Source organism: Mesorhizobium sp. WSM4809, from assembly GCF_055811655.1.
This window is the reverse complement of sequence record NZ_JBVVQW010000007.1, coordinates 249,641-266,206: the sequence shown is the minus strand read 5'-3', so window position 1 is coordinate 266,206 and position 16,566 is coordinate 249,641. Positions and strand designations below refer to the sequence as shown.

The window sequence follows — 16,566 nt, the reverse complement described above, 5'->3', positions numbered from 1 at the left end:
CATGGCCGAGGCCTATATCTGCGACTACATCCGCACACCGATCGGCCGCTTTGGCGGTTCACTGTCTTCGGTACGATCAGACGATCTTGGCGCGATACCGCTGAGGGCATTGGCCGAGCGCAATCCCGGCATCGACTGGCAGGCTGTCGACGATGTCGTCTATGGCTGCGCCAACCAGGCTGGCGAGGACAACCGCAACGTGGCGCGCATGGCGCTGCTGCTGGCAGGTCTGCCGAAGGAGGTGCCAGGCTCGACGGTCAATCGCCTGTGCGGCTCCGGCATGGATGCGCTGACCATTGCAGCGCGCGCCATCAAGGCCGGCGAGGCGGAGCTGATGATCGCGGGAGGCGTCGAATCGATGAGCCGCGCACCCTTCGTCATGCCCAAGGCCGACACGGCGTTCTCGCGCAATGCCGAGATCTACGACACCACCATAGGCTGGCGTTTCGTCAACCCGCTGATGAAGAAGCAGTATGGCGTCGATTCGATGCCGGAGACCGGCGAGAACGTAGCGGAGGAGTTCGCCATCTCCCGCGCGGACCAGGATGCCTTTGCCGTGCGCAGCCAGGACAAGGCTGTCGCCGCGCAAGCCAATGGAAGGCTGGCGAAGGAGATCACAGAGGTGACGATCCCGCAGCGCAAGGGCGATCCGATCGTCGTCGCGAAGGATGAGCATCCGCGCGCGGGCTCTACGGTCGAGGCGCTGGCCAAGCTGCCGACGCCATTCCGCCAGGGCGGTACGGTAACGGCCGGCAATGCCTCCGGCGTCAATGACGGCGCGGCGGCCCTGATCGTTGCCTCGGAAGCAGCGGTGAAAAAGTATGGGCTGACCCCGATCGCCCGGATCCTCGGCGGTGCTGCCGCCGGCGTGGCGCCGCGCGTCATGGGCATCGGTCCGGCGCCGGCGACGCAAAAACTCTGCGCGCGGCTTGGGCTGACACCAAAACAGTTCGATGTCATCGAGCTCAACGAAGCCTTTGCCTCGCAAGGCATCGCCGTGCTGCGCCAGCTCGGCATTGCCGAGGATGCGGAGCACGTCAACCCGAATGGCGGCGCCATCGCGCTTGGCCATCCCCTGGGCATGTCGGGTGCCCGCATTTCCGGCACGGCGGCGCTGGAGCTTCGCGAACGTGGCGGCCGTTATGCGCTTGCCACGATGTGCATCGGCGTCGGCCAGGGCATCGCGATCGCGCTGGAACGGGTTTGATCGGCGGCCCTTGCCTGACCGGCTAAGATCAAGAATCCGGTGCGTGGTCAAATTTGACCACGTGGACAAAAGTCTGGCGTCGTTCCATACTTCCCCGTCTGACATTTCTAGGAACAGCCGGCTCGACACGGCTGTCGAACAGAGGGGAATGCAATGGAAAACCGGAACAATAAATCGCAGATAAAACGCGAAGGGCTTTCGCGACGCAATGTGCTGGAGCTGGGCGCGCTTGGTTTGGCTGCGGCGATGCTGCCGGGCGCAGCCTTCGCGGCGGACAAGAAGCTGAAGGTGGCGGCGATCTTCGCCACGCCGATCGAGGAGCCGTGGGACAACCAGATCCATGTCGCCTTGCAGAGGGCCGAGAAGGAACTCGGCATCGAATACAAATGGTCCGAGAAGGTGCAGACCGCCGATTTCAGCCGCGTCATGCGCGAGTATGCGCAAGGCGGCTATGAGCTGGTGCTGGGCGATGCCTTCGCCGCCGAACGTGAATCGCGCCGCACCGCCAAGCAGTTTCCGAAGACCGCCTGGCTGTTCGGCTCCGGTGCCGGGCCTGCGGAACCCAATTTCGGCGTCTTCGACAACTGGATCCACGAGCCGGCCTATCTCTCCGGGCTGATCGCCGGCAAGATGTCGAAGTCGGGCACGATCGGCGCCGTCGCGGCGATGGGCATCCCGGAAGTCAACCGGCTGGTCAACGCCTTCTTCGCCGGCGCCAGGGAGGTCAACCCGAACATCAAGAAAAAGGTCGCCTTTATCGGCTCGTTCTTCGATCCGCCCAAGGCCAAGGAAGCAGCCGTCGCGCAGATCGACGCCGGCGTCGACGTCATCTATGCCGAGCGTTTCGGTGTCATCGAAGCGGCGGTCGACAAGAAGATCCTTGCCATCTCCAACATGTCCGACCAGTCGAGCCTCGGCCCCGACACGGTCATCACGGGCCCGGTCTGGGACATGTATCCGACGGTCGAGCAGGCGATCAAGCTGGTCAGGGCCGGCGTCTTCACCGCGCAGGACTATGGCGATTTCTCGCGCATGGCCAAGGGCGGCTCGCATCTGGCACCCTACCACAAGTTCGACAAGACGCTGCCGGCGGACGTCAAGGAGCTGGTCGAGAAGAAGAAGGCCGAGATCCTCGAAGGCAATTTCCGGGTGGATGTGGACGAGAATACGCCGGTTTCGGATTGATTCTTTACCCTCCCCCTTGTGGGGGTGAGCGACCGGTTCGCCGCAGGCGAATTCATCGTGCCAGTGGCACGATGAAAGGCCAGCGAACGCTGGGACGCTGCGAAGCAGCGGGGACCCGGCAGGCTCGCCAGTTGTCAGCCCGGCCCTTCACAGGCTCGGGGCGTTCGAAGTCCGAAAAGCCAAGCAATTGGCTTTTCGCCCGCTGCGCGGACACTTCTCACCCCCACAAGGGGGAGCGTGAAAGAACCGCGCCATCTCTCCGCAGGAGCACCCTTGCCCGCCCCCCTCATCGAAATGCGCGGCATCACCAAGAGCTTCGGCGCCGTCAAGGCGAACGAGGCCGTTGATCTCAGCGTGGCACCCGGCGAGATCCTCGGGCTGCTGGGCGAGAATGGCGCCGGCAAGACGACGCTGATGAATGTGCTGTTCGGCGCCTATGCGCCCGATGCTGGGGAAATCCTCATCCAGGGCAAGCCGGTGCGAATCACCAGTTCCGCCGATGCGCTGGCCGCCGGCATCGGCATGGTGCACCAGCATTTTCACCTCGCGCCGCGGCTGACTGTGCTGGAAAATCTTTTGATCGGCATCCCCGGCAAGACAGGACGGATCGACCGCGCCGGCGGGCTGGCGCGGCTGGCCGAGATCGGCCGCCAGCATGGGCTGATGCTTGACCCGAACCTGCCGGTCTCGGCGCTGTCGGTCGGCGAGCAGCAGCGGCTCGAAATCGTCAAGGCTCTGTTTCGTGGCGCCAGGCTGCTGATCCTCGACGAGCCGACAGCGGTGCTGGCGCCAAGCGAGGTCGACGGGCTGTTTTCGGCGTTACGTTCTATGGCGGCGCAAGGTCTCGGCATCATCTTCATCTCGCACAAGCTCAACGAGGTGCGGGCGCTGACGCATCGCTGCACGGTGCTGCGGCATGGCCGCGTTGCCGGCCGCGTCGATGACCCGGCCAACACGACATCCTCGGAGATGGCAACACTGATGTGCGGCCATGAGATCGTGCCGCCGGCGCGGGGGCCATCGACGCCAGGTGCTGATGTGCTGACACTCGACGGCATTTCCACCTCGCATCATTCCGGCACGCCGCTGCGCGACGTATCGCTTGCCGTCCGTGCCGGCGAAATCCTCGGCATTGCCGGGGTGTCGGGCAATGGCCAGCGGGCGCTGGCGGAGGTGATCTCCGGGACACGTTCGCCGGATGCCGGCCAGATGACGATTGCCGGCAGCAAGGTCACTCGGTTTTCGCCGCGCGAGGTGCAGGCGCTCGGGCTCGGACGTATCCCGGAAGACCGCATGACCACAGGGCTGGTGACCAATCTGCCGCTCGCCGATTCGATGGTGCTGCCTCGCATCGGCACCGCGGCGTTCAGCAGCAAGGGCCTGCTCAAGCCGGATGCGATCCGCGCCTTTGCCGAGGCGCAGATCAAGGCCTATGATATCAGGTGCCCTGGGCCGATGACCCAGGCCGGCGCATTGTCCGGCGGCAATCTGCAGAAGGCATTGTTGGCACGCGAGCTTGCCTTCGATCCGAAGGTGCTTGTTGTCTCGCAGCCGACGCGCGGGCTCGATATCGGCGCTGCGCGCTTCATCCACGAAAAGTTCCTCGATATGCGGACCAAGGGCTGCGGCATCATCGTCATCGGCGAGGATCTCGAAGAGCTGCTGGTGCTCTGCGACCGCATCGCGGTGATGTATGAGGGCCGCATCGTCGGCACGCTCGACAGCGCCGATGCGACGATAGCGCGGCTCGGCTTGATGATGACCGGGGCGGAGGGGAGAGCCTAGATGGACCTTCTGGCGGCGCTGACCCCCACCCCTAACCCCTCCCCACAAGGGGGAGGGGGATGCTGCCGCGCGCCGCTCACACAGCTTCCGAGCCCAGACTTCTGCTGTTTTGTCGTGGTCAACGCCTGCGAAAGTTCCCCTCCCCCTTGTGGGGAGGGGCTAGGGGTGGGGGTCCCTCTTCGTCAGAATTCTTGTTCGACAGACAGAACAGAGGGTGCCGCCTAATGTTCCGCCTGGAAGCCCGCACAAGCACACCTGCCTGGTTCAACCTCGCTCTGCCATTGCTGGCGATCGGCGGGACGCTCATCCTATGCAGCGGCCTCATCGCGCTGGCCGGCGCCGGCGTGCTCGAAGCTTATGGCGTGATGTTCACGGCGTCGCTGGGCGACAGCTATGCGATCACCGAAACGATGGTCCGTGCAACACCGATGATCTTCACCGGACTGGCGGTCGCGGTCGCCTTCCGGGCCAAATTCTGGAACATCGGCGCCGAGGGCCAATTGCTGGCCGGCGCGGTGGCCGGCTGCTTCGTCGGTGCCATTCCAATGCCGGGACCACTCGCCATGGTCTTGATGGCGGTCGCCGGTGCCGCGGCGGGAGCCGCAGTCGCGCTGGTGCCGGCGACGCTCAGAGTAAAATTCAAGGTCGACGATGTCGTCAGTTCGCTGCTGCTCAACTCGGTCATCTATTATGCGCTGATGGCGCTGATCGAAGGCCCGTGGAAGGACTCCTTCAGCGGCTATCCGATCTCGCCGCCGATCGAGGATTCGGCCAATTTCCCGGTGCTGCTCGAAGGCACAAGACTGCATCTCGGCGTCGTCGCGGCGCTGATCGCGGCGCCGCTGATCTGGTTCCTGATCGTGCGCACGACGCTCGGCTTCAGGATCAGGGTCACCGGCGAAAACCCGGAAGCCGCCAGATATGGCGGCATCCATGTCGAGCGGGTGCTGATCTCGACGGCGCTGCTGTCCGGCGCGCTGGCCGGGTTGGCTGGCGTCGGCGAGGTCGGCGGCGTGCATTTCCAGGTGATGAGCGACATCTCGCCGGGCTACGGCTATTCCGGCATCGTCGTTGCCATGCTGGCGCGGCTCAACCCGCTCGGCGTGGTGCCGGCGGCGATCTTCCTTGCCGCCGTGATGACCGGCGCCGAGGCGATGTCGCGGGCGACCGGCGTTCCGGCCTTCCTCAGTGACGTCATCCAGGGCACCGCATTGCTTGCCATGCTGGTGGCGCTGCTGTTCACCGCCTATCGCATCCGTCGCGTCGGAGTTGCCCGATGAGCGCGGTATTCGAACAGATATTCCAGGTCGGCTTCCTGGCCGCGATCATCCGCATTGCCACGCCGCTGGCTTTCGCGACGCTCGGCGAAATGTTCTCGGAGCGGGCTGGCGTGCTCAATCTCGGCATCGAAGGCATCATGCTGTTGTCGGCGATGACCGGCTTTACCGCCGCCAGCCTCAGCGGCAGCCTGTGGCTCGGCGTGCTGGCTGCGGTGCTGACCGGCATGCTGATGAGTGCGCTGCATGCGCTGTTCACCGTGGCGCTCGGCCTCAGCCAGCATGTCTGCGGCATCGGCGTGACGCTGTTCTCGTCGGGCCTCGCCTATTTCCTCTACCGGCTGATCTTCGGCCAGCAGTCGGTGCCGCCCAACATCAAGGGGTTTCAGACGCTGCCGATCCCGCTTCTGTCGGACATCCCGGTGCTCGGGACGGCGGTGTTCAACCAGTTCGCGCTGGTCTACATGGCGATCCTGGCCATTCCGCTCGCCGCCTTCGTGCTCTATCGCACGCCATGGGGTCTGTCGGTGCGCATGGTCGGCGAAAATCCGCGGGCCGCCGATTCGGCGGGGATCAGTGTCATCGCCACGCGCTTCCAGGCAGTCATCCTCGGCGGGGCGCTGATGGGGCTGGCCGGCGCCTTTCTGTCGATGGCGCAGTTCAACGCCTTTACCTTCGGCGTGGTGTCGGGTCGCGGCTGGGTGGCGATCGCGCTGGTCGTATTCGGCCGCTGGGATCCGTGGCGCTCGGCGGGCGCGGCGCTGCTGTTCGCCTTCGTCGATGCGCTGCAACTGCGCATGCAGGCCAGCGGGCTCGGGCACATTCCCTACGAGGCGTTCCTGATGCTGCCGTTCATCTTCACCATCGTCGCCATGGCTGTGATGTCGCGCAACGCGGTGGCACCGTCGGCGCTGCTCAAGCCGTTTCGTAGGGAAGAGCGGTAGCAAAGCTTGGGTTCCTCTCCCCCCACCTTCGTGGGGGCGGGAACCCGCATCCTGCCAAGTTCGCGCCTCCTTTGAGCGTTTCACATCGCCGTAAAACCATTGTCAACGAACAGATGCGTGCCGTTGACGAAGCTCGACTCGTCGCTGGCCAGGTAGAGCGCTGCCCTCGCCACCTCTTCCGGCTCGCCGATGCGGCCCTGCTGCGCGGCCAGTGCCGCGTCGGAGACGTCGACGCCGAGCCTGCCGAGGTCGGCGACCTCGCGCAGGCCGTGCGGTGTACGGATGAAGCCGGGGCAGACGGCGTTGCAGCGGATGTTGCGGTCGCGGAACTCGACGGCGATGGCGCGGGCGAACATGTGGCAGGCGCCCTTGGTGGTGTCGTAGAGCACTTCGTTGGGAGTCGCCGCCACCGCCGAGATCGACGAAGTACAGACGATCGAGCCGCCGCCGGCCGCAATCATGCCCGGCAAAACGGCGCGCGTCATCAGGAACATCGAGCGCACATTGACGGCATGCAGCCAATCCCATTCCTGCACCGTGGTCTCCAGGAAGGGCTTTATCACGATGGTGCCGGCGTGGTTGAACAGCACGGTGACCGGTCCGAGTTTTTCGATAGCACCCTTCACGGCCGCTTCGACCTGTGCCTCGTCGGAGACGTCGGCGACAAAATGCTCGGCGAGATGGCCGCGCGCCCTGATTGTCGCTGCGGTTGCGGCGGCCGCCTCGCCGTTGCGGTCGATGATCGCCACCTTGGCGCCTTCGGCGGCGAACAGCTCCGAAGTCGCTCCACCCATTCCCGTCGCGCCCCCCGAAATGATGGCGACCTTGCCGGCCAGTCTTGTGCCCATTTTTCTGCCCCCTGTGTGGCGATTTCGCTTTGCTGGTGGGCGATGCTACCGCGCCCGCGCCGGGCGGCCAATCCACGAATTGAGCGCAGCGAAAGCAAGGCCATAGGTCCATTCGGACGCAGAAGCACAAACGGACGCGCCATATGGATCGGCCGTCCGAGCGCTCCCCCTAAGCAAGTGTCTACCAACTTCCGGCATCATAGGAGAAAATTATTCTGTCTTTAGCCAAAAAATAGCAATCGACAAAGTCTACCAGTTTTATAGATTAACCGCCGAGACGGAGGTCGATATGTCCTATATCCAGAACGCCCAGACGGATCGCAGCGCTCAGCGGTCGGCCAACGCCCAGGCCTTTCGCCCGGCCTATGCCGGGGCTTTCGCCTATCTCGTCTTTGCCCTTGCGTTCGTGTTCACCGGGGCAGTCGTACTGGGCCTTATTCCCTGAGTCGTCAGATCGACCGGGCTTAGCTGCCCACCGCTTTCAGGCAATCGGAGTTGAATGAACCGAATCCTCGGCGTGCTTTCGCGCGCCCGACACCACGGAGGACATGGCAATGCCGATCGAGTTCACGCATATTCCCGGTAAGACCGCCGATGCCGCGGTTCCCTTTTTCTACGACTTTGCCGAGACCGCGACCAAGCTCGGGCTGATCGAGGATGGCGGCTTCCGCAAGATCGTCATCGACGATTCGGCCGGACTGCTGACCAACATGGATCTTGCGGCCCAGGTGCTCGATCGCACCTCGTCGCTGGAAGTCGTGCTCACCCATTGGGCGGGCGTGGTCGAACCGACCGTGGCGGCCCGCCAACTGGCGTCGATCGACAGGAAAAGCGGCGGGCGCCTGGCGCTGAGAATGATCAGCGAGCCGCTGAGCGACGCCGACGCCGAAACACGGCCGGTCGGGCACACCGTCATCTGGCAGCGCATCGACGAATATCTGGTGCTGCTGAAGCGGCTGTGGTCGAACGACCGGCCCTTCGACCACGAAGGAACGTTCTACAGCATCAAGGGCGGCTATGTGCCGCGCAAGGGACCGCACGGCGCCGACCTGGTCATCCGCATGGGCGGGCAGTCCGGAACGGCACTCAAAGTTGCCGGCCGGCATGCCGATGTCTTTGAATTGGCGCCCGGCTCGATCGACGAGATCCGGCAATTGATGGAGCGGGTGCGCCGCTCCGCCGCCGAACATGGCCGGGCCGGCAAGCTGCGCTTCGCGCTTCCGGTCGGGATTCACCAAGGTGCTTCCGCCTCCGGCCACAAGGCGGTCGATGTTGCCGGGCCGCCAGCCCAGGCCGCCCTGTCGCTGCTTGCGTATGCAGCCCTTGGGATCGATGAATTCATGATTGTCGGCGTCGACACGCCACGCGAGATCGCAACGCTCGGCCGGGAAACGATCGCTCTGCTGCGCAATTCGCTGGCGCGTCGCGAACACGAGGCATTCCAGCCTGGGGCATATGCGTCTCGTGCAGGATTGGAGACGCGGGCAACGGGCTGAAGTTCTTCAGCCTTTTGTTGCCTCGGGCCTGTCGCCAAGCCGCGACAGGCCTTCAATGACGGCGGCTGCATCCGCCAGCACTCCGAAGACGCCGTCTTCAACCGTCACCATGTGAAGGGCTGCTTCGTGCGCTTGTCTGTCGCCGCTGGCGCAGGCGTCCGAAATCGTCAGGCATTGGAAATTGCGGTCGCAGGCCTCACGCAGCGTGGTGTGGACGCAGACATCCGTGGTGCATCCGGAAAACAGCAGATGCGTGATGCCTTGCGCGCGCAGCACAAGTTCGAAATCCGTATAGGTGAAAGCACTGTTGCAGGTCTTGTCGACGATGATGTCCTGCGGGGCGACGTCGATCTCCGGAACGATCTGGAATCCTGGACCAGAGCGCAGCAGGATTTCGGTGCCTTCGAGCCCAGCGCGCTTGCGGCGCCATGTCTCGTAGGGCGTCATGTCGGCCATGTCAGCCCGGTAGCCCTGCCTGGTGTGGATGACCCTGACACCGGCCTTGCGGGCGGCTGATATCAGCCGGCTCACGGTCGGCAGGATCACCCTGAGCGGCGAGGGATCATATCCCTGCCTGGCGAAGTAGCCCGTCGTCGACAGGAAATCCTGCTGCAGGTCGATGACGATCAGCGCGGTGGTTTCGGCCATCAGCCTGCCGTCATAGGGAAAGTCGAAGGGCGTCGCCTTGATCATTTTTGGCTCCCGTTTTTCGATCGGCACTTGTTTGCTTGACGCAATTCCGAACGGAAAACCGTTTCACACTTTCCCTGGAATTGCTCCAGCGGTTTCGTATCAGCGCGACGACACCAGATGCTGGGCGTCATGCAGGCGCCGGTAGATGCCGCCGGCGCGGAGCAGTTCGCCGTGCGAACCCTGTTCGACGACGCCCGACTCCGAGACGACGACGATGCGGTCGGCGCCGCGGATCGTTGCCAGCCGGTGTGCGATGACCAGCGTGGTTCGGCCCTCGGCAAGTTCGGCCAACGACTTCTGGATTTCGCGCTCGGTCTCGGTGTCGAGCGCCGACGTCGCCTCGTCGAGGATAAGGATCGGCGGGTTCTTCAGGAACATGCGGGCGATCGCCAGCCGCTGCTTCTGGCCGCCGGACAATTTTACGCCGCGCTCGCCGATGATCGTGTCATAGCCGGCCGGCAGGCCCGATATCATGTCGTCGAGTTGCGCGCGCCGTGCGGCGTCGGTGATGGCCTCGTCGGAAGCGCCGAGGCGGCCATAGGCGATGTTTTCGCGGATCGAGCCCCCGAACAGGAACACATCCTGCTGGACGATGCCGATCTGGCCGCGCAGCGAAGCGAGCGTCATGTTCCTGATATCGATGCCGTCGATGCTGATCGCGCCGGCGCTGACCTCGTAGAAACGCGGCAGCAGCGAGCAGATGGTGGTCTTGCCGGCGCCGGACGGGCCGACGAAGGCGATGGTTTCGCCGGCGTGGATGGTGAGATCGATACCCCTGAGCACCGGCTTGCCGTCGCCATAGCCAAAGCTCACGCCGCGATATTCGATATCGCCCTTGAGGCCGCTTACGGTCACGGCACCTGGCCGGTCGGCGATGTCGGGTTCGGTGTCGAGCAATTCGGTGTAGCGGCGGAAGCCGGCAATACCCTTGGGATAGGTCTCGATCACCGAGTTGATCTTCTCGATCGGCCGTACGAAGACGCCGACCAGAAGCAGGAAGCCGACGAAGCCGCCATTGCTGAGGCCTCCCGTGATGACGAGATAGCTGCCGGCGATCATGACCACGAGCTGGATCAACCTGATGCCCATATAGTTCAGGGAATTGCTGGCCGACATGATGCGGTAGGCGTCGAGCTTGGTCTGGCGGTAGCGCTGGTTGTCATGCGCGAACAGCGTGCGCTCATGCTCCTCATTGGCAAAGGCCTGGACGACGCGCATGCCGCCGACATTCTCCTCGATGCGGACGTTGAAATCGCCAACACGCCGGTAGAGCGCCTGCCAGTTGCGCTCCATGCGGTCGCCGTAGCGCATCGTCACCCAGGCGATCAGAGGCACGATCACCGCCGTGATCAGCGCCAGATGCATGTTGACCGTGAACATCAGCACGAAGGCGCCAGCGAAGGTCATGATGGCGATGAACAGGTCCTCGGGGCCGTGATGGGCGATCTCGCCGATCTCCTCGAGGTCCTTGGTGACACGGCCGACGAGATGGCCGGTCTTGTGGTTGTCGTAGAAGCGGAACGAGAGTTTCTGCAGATGATCGAAGCTCTTGCGCCGCATCTCGGTCTCGATGTTGATGCCGAGCATGTGGCCCCAATAGGTGACGACCGCCATCAGCACCGTGTTGAGCAGATAGATCACCAGCAGCCCGGCAGACGCGATGATGATCAAGGTCCAGTCCTGCTGCGGCAGCAGCTGGTCGACGAAGGTGCGGACCGCCATGGGAAAGCCGAGTTCAAGCAGGCCGGCCAGCACCGCGCAGGAGAAGTCGAGCGCGAACAGCCCCTTCCAGGGCGCGTAGTAGGAAAGGAAACGTCTGATCATCGAGGTGAACCGCAAGCTGTCTTGACGGGCGCGGTGAGCGCGCCGGCCGTCATCGGTGGGCGCTGCTTACAATCGGCAGCGCAAGGGCGGCAATATGCCAGGACGGACTTCATTGCCTGCCTTTCCACATCAGCGCCATGAAATAGGGGCCGCCGACGAAGGCGGCGATGAGGCCGGCCGGCACTTGCCAGGGAAAGATCAGCGTCCGCCCTGCCCAGTCGGCGGCAACGAGGATCAGCCCGCCTGTCATGGCCGAGGCCAGAAGCTGCGGCACGGCGCGGCGGAAGCCGAGCATGCGTGCGAGGTGCGGCGCCATCAGGCCGACGAAGCTCAGCGGGCCGATGACCAATGTCGCGGTTGCGGTGGCCAATGCGGTGAGCGCAAGCAATGTGGCGCGAACGCGTCCCAGTCGCAGGCCAAGGCCACGCGCGGCGGTTTCGCCGAGCGGCAGTATATCGAGCCAGCGCGCGGTCAGCGGCGCCAGCGCGAGGACGGTGACCGCGACCGTTGCGGCGGTGAAGGCATCCGTTGGCGTTGCGCGATAGGTCGATCCCGACAGCCAGGCGAGCAGGAAGTCCATGCGCGGATCGCCGCTGGCCAGAAGCAGCGCGGCGAAGGCGGACGCGACCGTCGCAACGGCGACGCCGGCAAGCAGCAGCCGTTCCGGCGACAGGGCATTGCGTCGCCCGACCAGCACGACGATCGTCAGCGCCAGCAAGGCGCCCGCCAAGGCCGCGCCGAGCATTGTTGAGCGGTCGAAGCTGTCGCTGAGCAGCAGCAGCGCCAGCACGCCGAAAGAGGCGCCGCCGGAAATGCCCAGGACCTCGGGTGCGGCCATCGGGTTGCCGGTCATGCGCTGCATCAGCGTGCCGGCGACGGCGAGCAGGACGCCCGCCGACAGGGCGACGACGACGCGAGGCGCGCGCAGGGCAAGCAGCTCGGTCAAATCCGCGGATGCGATCCAGTGCCAACCGCCTGCGCCACGGCCAAAGCCGATGGCGAGGACAACCGCGAGGATGAGCGCCAGCAGGCCCGCGATCAACGGCAGGCCGTTTGTCGGCAGGCGTATCGACGACACCATGTCGGCCTGCCTTTCGGGGGTGGTTCGCATTCGCGGCAACAGGAACAGCAGCAGCGGCGCGCCGAGCAAAGCGGTCGCGGTGCCGGCGGGGATTTCGCCGGTGAACGGCAGATGCTGCACCAGGCGGTCGGTGAGCCAGAGCAGGGCACCGCCGACCAGCGGCGACCAGACCAGACGGCGGCCAAGCGTGCGCGCTCCGGCCAGCCGCGCCAGCGCCGGGGCGGCGAGTGCCACGAAACCGATGACGCCGACCTCGGCGACGACCAGCGCGCTGAGCGGGACGGCGACTGTCATGCCGGCAAGGCGGATGACGGCCGGCCGGGTGCCGAGCGATGCCGCGCCGTCGTCGCTGAGGTCGAGCAGGCGTAGCGGTCGCCAGAGCAGGAGCGCGGCGCAGATGCCGGCCAGCAGCCATGGCGCCAGAACAAGGACCGCCGCGTCGCCATTCTGCACCAGCGAGCCGCTCTGCCAGATGAACAGCTCCTCGGTGTATTCGCGGTTGAGCGCCATCAGCAGCGCGCCGGCCGAGCCGAAAGTGAGGCTGACGACGAGGCCGGCGATGATGATCGACACTGGCGAAAAGCTGCGCCCGCGCGCCAGTGCGAAAACGGCTGATGTGGCGAGCGCGCCGCCAGCCAGCGCCACGCCTTCGCGGCCGCCTTCCAGCAGCCATGGTGCGTAGAGGGTGGCGGCCGCCAAAGCGAGGCTCGCTCCGGCATTGGTGCCGATCGTGGTCGGCTCGGCCAGCGGGTTGCGCAGCACATGCTGCATGATGACACCGGCGAGACCAAGTGCCGCGCCGGCCAGCATGCTGACGGCGACACGCGGGAGGAAGGCATAGCGATACAGCAACTGCGCTGGATCGGATGTGTCGGGAGCGGTGAGCGCCTGCCACCACAGGTGCGTCGGGAAAAGGTTGATGAGATCGAAGATGGTCAGCATCAGTGCCAGGCCCGCGGGCACGGCCACCAGCAGGATGAGCGCGCCGATGCCGTCGCGCTGTCGCGGCAGGGACATTGCCTGAGCGATCATGCCGCTGCCACGAATTCGGCGAAACGCGCGGCAGCAGTGAGACCGCCGAACGGCCAGACTGGCGGAATGGTCCGCACCTGGCCGTTCCGGACGCAGGGCAGATTGGCCCAGAGCGAGCTGCGGGCAATCCTGATCCTGACGTGCGGCGGGATCGGATCGAGCGAGATCAGTTGCGCCCCGCCGACGGCGACCAGTTCCTCGATGCCGACCGTCGAAAAACCCCATTCATTGGTGGCGCCGGTCCAGGCGTTGACGAGGCCGAGCCGGTCGAGGACATCCTGCAGCAGGCTGCCGGCGCCGTAGACGCGGACATGGCGATCGTCGAACATGCTGACGACGCAGACCGGTTTTTGCACCGCCCGCTCCAGCCTGGCACGCGCTTGGGCGATCGAGGCTTCGGTGCGCCCGACAAGGTTTTCTGCTTCCGTCCTGCGGCCGAGCATGTCGCCAAGCTGCAGCGTCACCTGTTGCGCCTGCGCGTAAGGTGGAGCCTTGCCGCTGTAGAACGGCACGTTGAAGGTCGGCGCCAATCTGGTGAAGCTGTTCTCGTCCAAGCCATAGCCATAGGCGCCGACGATCAGGTCGGGCCGCAGTTCCCGAAGCAGTTCGAGATTGGGCTCGCTGCGCGATCCCAGGTCGATGGTGGCCTGCGGCAGCGCCGGGCCCTGCACCCAGTCGCCATAACCCCTGGTGTCGCCGACGGCGAGCGGCGACAGGCCGAGCGAGACCACCAGTTCGGCCGATGTCCATTCCAGGCAGACGACGCGGGCAGGTGCCGCGCGTGCCATGCCGCCCGGCAAAGCGAGGCCGGTCGCGGCGAGGCCGGCAAGATACTGGCGCCGTGTCAGCGCCGCCATTTTGGGCCGGCCCGCCACATTGCTTCTACCATGTGTATTTCACCGAACCGTTGATCCTGCGGCCTTCGCCGTAGAAGCAGCCGAAGCCCGAGGAGAAACAGGAGGCGACATAGCGTTTGTCGAACAGATTACTGGCATTGAGGCTGAGCGTGGCGTTCTGCCAGGCGTAATGCACCGCCGCGTCGGCGAGCACGACCGACGGAACCTTGAAGCTGTTGGCGTCGTCGCCATAGGTCGAGCCGACATAGCGGACGCCGGCACCCAGGCCGAGACCTTCGAGCTTGCCGCTCATGAAGGTGTAATTGGCCCAAAGCGATGCGGAATGGGCCGGCACGCCGAAGGGCATGTTGCCCTCGTTGCTGACCCAGACGCCGTTGACGTCTTCGACAGCGGTCGCCTTGGTGATCCTGGTGTCGAGGTAGGTGTAGGCCGCTCTCAGATCGAGGCCCGCATCCAGGCTCGCCACGGCTTCCAGTTCCACGCCGCGCGAACGGATCTCACCGGTCTGGAACAGATCGTTGGGTGAGCCCTCATTACCGGAACGCACGACATTCTGCCGGGTCAGGTCGAAAACCGATGCCGTAATGAAGGAGTTCCAGCCGGTCGGCTGGTATTTCAGCCCGATCTCGTACTGCCTGCCGGTCTCGGGCACGAACAGATTGCCGTCGCTGTCGGCGCCGGCCACGGGCTGGAACGATTCGGAGTAGCTGACATAGGGCGCAAGCCCGTTGTCGGCGAGATAGACGAGCCCCGCCCGGCTGGTGAAGGCGTTGTCCTTCTGCTCGGGAATGTAGCCGCCGGCCAGATTGTCGTAGACCTTGGCGTCCGACCAATCCTGGCGGCCGCCAAGGGTCAGCCGCCAGTTGCCGAGCTTTACCTGGTCCTGCGCATAGAGACCGACCTGCTGCTGGGTGGTGTCGGTATCGGTATAGGGCGTCAGATCGGTGATCGGGTACCCGTAAATCGGATCGAAGACGTTGAAACCGTCCTCGACGGTCCCTTCCGAGGCATAGTCGCGGTAAGTATAGCGTTTGTAGTCGAGGCCGACGAGCAGCGTGTGGGCGAGCGGCCCGGTGTCGAAATCGGCTTGTGCCTGGTTGTCGATGGTGACGCCGCTGAGTTTGGTGCCGCCGGCATCTGCATAACGGTAGTAGTCGCCGCTTGAAGGTTCCAGGCCGTCCGAGTCCGTCAGCCCGCCACCAAAGACGCCCTCCTCGGTGTGGGTGAGGTGGACGTAGCGGGCATGCTGCCGAACCTGCCAGGTTTCGTTGAAACGGTGGTCGAATTCGTAGCCGATCGAAGCCTGGTCGTTGTTGTAGGAGTCGAAGCCGGGTTCGCCGACGAACATGCTGTTCGGCAGGTACTTGCCGTCCTTGCCCGGTATGACCGTGCCGTAGGCAGGCAGATACTGCATCGCCCAGCCCGAGCGATCGCGCTGATAGTTGGCGAGGATGGTCAGGCTGGTGTCGGCATCGGGCTGCCAGGTGATCGCCGGCGCGATGAAGATGCGGTCGTCCTTGACGAAATCGGTCTGCGTGTCGCCCATGTGAGCGGCACCGGTGAGACGAAACAGCAGCGACTTGTCGGCGTTCACCGCGCCGCTGAAATCGAACTTGCCTTCATACCGGTTGAAGCTGCCACCACCGAATTCGACCTCGCGCAGGTTTTCCTCGGTTGGCCGCTTGCTGACATAGTTGATGATGCCGCCGGGGCTTGCCTGGCCATAAAGTACCGACGCCGGTCCGCGCAGCACCTCGTAGCGTTCCGCGCCATAGGAATCGAGTGCGGTGAACAGGGTGAAATTGCTCTCCTTGAGCTGCAGCCCGTCCCTGTAGAAGACGCCGCTGGCGTTCGAAATGCCGCGCAACTGCAGGCCGAGGCCGCGATTGTCGGTGCCGTAGAGATTGCCGGTGGCGCCGGGTGTGTAGCGCAACGCGCTGTTCAGGCTGTCGACGGCCTGCGCTTCCATCTGGTCCCTGGTGATGACCGATATCGATTGCGGCGTCTCGATCAGCGGCGTGTCGGTCTTGGTGCCGGTGGAGCCCTTTGTGGCAACGTAGCCCTTGACCGGCCCGAAAGCGCTTTCGACACGTTCCTGGACTTTGATCGGGTCTAGGGTGGTGGTGACCGTCTCCTGGGCCAGTGCATGGCCGCAGCCAAGCAGGGCCGGCAGCGACACCGTTGCGATCAGCAGGCGCTTGCGCGCTATCCGGTTCCGCCAAATCGGTCCATGTCCTGAAATCATCTGGTGCGCCCCTGTTTCCAAATTTCGTGCCGATATTGCCGGTCGCGCCGATTTGTTGATCGTTGCAGTCATCTTCAATGTTGACTAGTAAG

Annotated in this window: 13 protein-coding genes; 7 read left to right on the top strand and 6 right to left on the bottom strand. The window is 64.6% G+C overall.

Features of this window, described 5'->3' with window-relative positions:
- Position 1: 1 nt before the first annotated feature.
- From pcaF to AC0L24_RS20145, 5 genes are all read left to right on the top strand, one after another.
- Positions 2–1,207, top strand: a complete 1,206-nt coding sequence (gene pcaF / locus AC0L24_RS20165) for a 3-oxoadipyl-CoA thiolase (RefSeq protein ID WP_473564104.1) — start codon at positions 2–4, stop codon at positions 1,205–1,207.
- A gap of 153 nt (positions 1,208–1,360) precedes the next feature.
- Positions 1,361–2,392, top strand: coding sequence for a BMP family protein (locus AC0L24_RS20160; RefSeq protein ID WP_127808760.1), 1,032 nt, complete (start codon positions 1,361–1,363; stop codon positions 2,390–2,392).
- 273 nt (positions 2,393–2,665) lie between these two features.
- Entirely contained in the window at positions 2,666–4,177 is a 1,512-nt protein-coding gene (locus tag AC0L24_RS20155; protein ID WP_292140570.1) for an ABC transporter ATP-binding protein, read from the top strand.
- 224 nt (positions 4,178–4,401) lie between these two features.
- Complete coding sequence (locus tag AC0L24_RS20150; RefSeq protein ID WP_127808761.1) at positions 4,402–5,457, top strand: ABC transporter permease; 1,056 nt, start codon at positions 4,402–4,404, stop codon at positions 5,455–5,457.
- A complete protein-coding gene (locus AC0L24_RS20145) occupies positions 5,454–6,398 on the top strand; it encodes an ABC transporter permease (RefSeq protein ID WP_127808762.1) in 945 nt (314 codons plus the stop codon). Before AC0L24_RS20150 ends, AC0L24_RS20145 begins: the two co-directional genes overlap by 4 nt.
- 80 nt (positions 6,399–6,478) lie before the next feature.
- Here the strand turns inward: AC0L24_RS20145 and AC0L24_RS20140 are convergent, their stop codons facing one another.
- The gene (locus tag AC0L24_RS20140; protein ID WP_127808763.1) at positions 6,479–7,246 is read right to left on the bottom strand and encodes an SDR family NAD(P)-dependent oxidoreductase; all 768 of its coding nucleotides are present in this window, start codon (positions 7,244–7,246) and stop codon (positions 6,479–6,481) included.
- 289 nt (positions 7,247–7,535) lie between these two features.
- On the opposite strand from AC0L24_RS20140, the gene AC0L24_RS20135 reads away from it, so the two are divergent.
- Positions 7,536–7,691 (top strand): hypothetical protein, encoded by a 156-nt coding sequence (locus AC0L24_RS20135; RefSeq protein WP_023811179.1) that lies wholly within the window; start codon positions 7,536–7,538, stop codon positions 7,689–7,691.
- Between the two features lie 109 nt (positions 7,692–7,800).
- Positions 7,801–8,742, top strand: a complete 942-nt coding sequence (locus AC0L24_RS20130) for an LLM class flavin-dependent oxidoreductase (RefSeq protein WP_127808765.1) — start codon at positions 7,801–7,803, stop codon at positions 8,740–8,742.
- A 6-nt stretch (positions 8,743–8,748) separates the two neighbouring features.
- Here AC0L24_RS20130 and AC0L24_RS20125 read toward each other — a convergent pair whose 3' ends face one another.
- The 5 genes from AC0L24_RS20125 to AC0L24_RS20105 form a co-directional block, all read right to left on the bottom strand.
- On the bottom strand, positions 8,749–9,435 hold the full coding sequence (locus tag AC0L24_RS20125; protein ID WP_127808766.1) for a cysteine hydrolase family protein: 687 nt from the start codon (positions 9,433–9,435) through the stop codon (positions 8,749–8,751).
- 99 nt (positions 9,436–9,534) lie between these two features.
- Positions 9,535–11,259, bottom strand: coding sequence for an ABC transporter ATP-binding protein (locus AC0L24_RS20120; protein ID WP_127808767.1), 1,725 nt, complete (start codon positions 11,257–11,259; stop codon positions 9,535–9,537).
- 109 nt (positions 11,260–11,368) lie between these two features.
- Complete coding sequence (gene fhuB, locus AC0L24_RS20115; protein WP_127808768.1) at positions 11,369–13,372, bottom strand: Fe(3+)-hydroxamate ABC transporter permease FhuB; 2,004 nt, start codon at positions 13,370–13,372, stop codon at positions 11,369–11,371.
- Positions 13,369–14,229, bottom strand: coding sequence for an ABC transporter substrate-binding protein (locus AC0L24_RS20110; RefSeq protein WP_127808769.1), 861 nt, complete (start codon positions 14,227–14,229; stop codon positions 13,369–13,371). The genes fhuB and AC0L24_RS20110 overlap by 4 nt, the downstream gene beginning before the upstream one ends.
- A 25-nt stretch (positions 14,230–14,254) precedes the next feature.
- Positions 14,255–16,474: a TonB-dependent siderophore receptor gene (locus AC0L24_RS20105; RefSeq protein ID WP_127808770.1), complete on the bottom strand. Its 2,220-nt coding sequence runs from the start codon at positions 16,472–16,474 to the stop codon at positions 14,255–14,257.
- Between the last annotated feature and the right edge of the window lie 92 nt (positions 16,475–16,566).

Coding starts and splice junctions, on each gene's coding strand:
- pcaF (WP_473564104.1), top strand. CDS start 2: ATGGCCGAGGCCTATATCTGCGACTACATCCGCACACCGATCGGCCGC.
- AC0L24_RS20160 (WP_127808760.1), top strand. CDS start 1,361: ATGGAAAACCGGAACAATAAATCGCAGATAAAACGCGAAGGGCTTTCG.
- AC0L24_RS20150 (WP_127808761.1), top strand. CDS start 4,402: ATGTTCCGCCTGGAAGCCCGCACAAGCACACCTGCCTGGTTCAACCTC.
- AC0L24_RS20145 (WP_127808762.1), top strand. CDS start 5,454: ATGAGCGCGGTATTCGAACAGATATTCCAGGTCGGCTTCCTGGCCGCG.
- AC0L24_RS20140 (WP_127808763.1), bottom strand. CDS start 7,246: ATGGGCACAAGACTGGCCGGCAAGGTCGCCATCATTTCGGGGGGCGCG.
- AC0L24_RS20135 (WP_023811179.1), top strand. CDS start 7,536: ATGTCCTATATCCAGAACGCCCAGACGGATCGCAGCGCTCAGCGGTCG.
- AC0L24_RS20130 (WP_127808765.1), top strand. CDS start 7,801: ATGCCGATCGAGTTCACGCATATTCCCGGTAAGACCGCCGATGCCGCG.
- AC0L24_RS20125 (WP_127808766.1), bottom strand. CDS start 9,435: ATGATCAAGGCGACGCCCTTCGACTTTCCCTATGACGGCAGGCTGATG.
- AC0L24_RS20120 (WP_127808767.1), bottom strand. CDS start 11,259: ATGATCAGACGTTTCCTTTCCTACTACGCGCCCTGGAAGGGGCTGTTC.
- fhuB (WP_127808768.1), bottom strand. CDS start 13,372: ATGATCGCTCAGGCAATGTCCCTGCCGCGACAGCGCGACGGCATCGGC.
- AC0L24_RS20110 (WP_127808769.1), bottom strand. CDS start 14,229: ATGGCGGCGCTGACACGGCGCCAGTATCTTGCCGGCCTCGCCGCGACC.
- AC0L24_RS20105 (WP_127808770.1), bottom strand. CDS start 16,474: ATGATTTCAGGACATGGACCGATTTGGCGGAACCGGATAGCGCGCAAG.